General features: G+C 60.8%; 1 protein-coding gene. It reads right to left on the bottom strand.

All coding sequences use genetic code 11. The annotated features are described in order from the left end of the window. Positions 1 to 202 precede the first annotated feature (202 nt). Complete coding sequence (gene intI1 / locus ACNQ0W_RS25120; protein WP_000845048.1) at positions 203 to 1216, bottom strand: class 1 integron integrase IntI1; 1014 nt, start codon at positions 1214 to 1216, stop codon at positions 203 to 205. Positions 1217 to 1261: the final 45 nt, after the last annotated feature.

Below are 1261 nucleotides of genomic sequence, written 5' to 3' on the forward strand. Positions count from 1 at the left end.
TGTCGTTTTCAGAAGACGGCTGCACTGAACGTCAGAAGCCGACTGCACTATAGCAGCGGAGGGGTTGGATCCATCAGGCAACGACGGGCTGCTGCCGGCCATCAGCGGACGCAGGGAGGACTTTCCGCAACCGGCCGTTCGATGCGGCACCGATGGCCTTCGCGCAGGGGTAGTGAATCCGCCAGGATTGACTTGCGCTGCCCTACCTCTCACTAGTGAGGGGCGGCAGCGCATCAAGCGGTGAGCGCACTCCGGCACCGCCAACTTTCAGCACATGCGTGTAAATCATCGTCGTAGAGACGTCGGAATGGCCGAGCAGATCCTGCACGGTTCGAATGTCGTAACCGCTGCGGAGCAAGGCCGTCGCGAACGAGTGGCGGAGGGTGTGCGGTGTGGCGGGCTTCGTGATGCCTGCTTGTTCTACGGCACGTTTGAAGGCGCGCTGAAAGGTCTGGTCATACATGTGATGGCGACGCACGACACCGCTCCGTGGATCGGTCGAATGCGTGTGCTGCGCAAAAACCCAGAACCACGGCCAGGAATGCCCGGCGCGCGGATACTTCCGCTCAAGGGCGTCGGGAAGCGCAACGCCGCTGCGGCCCTCGGCCTGGTCCTTCAGCCACCATGCCCGTGCACGCGACAGCTGCTCGCGCAGGCTGGGTGCCAAGCTCTCGGGTAACATCAAGGCCCGATCCTTGGAGCCCTTGCCCTCCCGCACGATGATCGTGCCGTGATCGAAATCCAGATCCTTGACCCGCAGTTGCAAACCCTCACTGATCCGCATGCCCGTTCCATACAGAAGCTGGGCGAACAAACGATGCTCGCCTTCCAGAAAACCGAGGATGCGAACCACTTCATCCGGGGTCAGCACCACCGGCAAGCGCCGCGACGGCCGAGGTCTTCCGATCTCCTGAAGCCAGGGCAGATCCGTGCACAGCACCTTGCCGTAGAAGAACAGCAAGGCCGCCAATGCCTGACGATGCGTGGAGACCGAAACCTTGCGCTCGTTCGCCAGCCAGGACAGAAATGCCTCGACTTCGCTGCTGCCCAAGGTTGCCGGGTGACGCACACCGTGGAAACGGATGAAGGCACGAACCCAGTGGACATAAGCCTGTTCGGTTCGTAAGCTGTAATGCAAGTAGCGTATGCGCTCACGCAACTGGTCCAGAACCTTGACCGAACGCAGCGGTGGTAACGGCGCAGTGGCGGTTTTCATGGCTTGTTATGACTGTTTTTTTGTACAGTCTATGCCTCGGGCATC

The sequence above is a fragment of the Enterobacter cloacae complex sp. 6730903 genome (assembly GCF_048283985.1).
GTDB classification, from domain to species: domain Bacteria; phylum Pseudomonadota; class Gammaproteobacteria; order Enterobacterales; family Enterobacteriaceae; genus Enterobacter; species Enterobacter hormaechei_C.

Excerpts from the sequence above, each read along its gene's own strand:
- intI1 (WP_000845048.1), bottom strand. The coding sequence starts at position 1,216 with ATGAAAACCGCCACTGCGCCGTTACCACCGCTGCGTTCGGTCAAGGTT.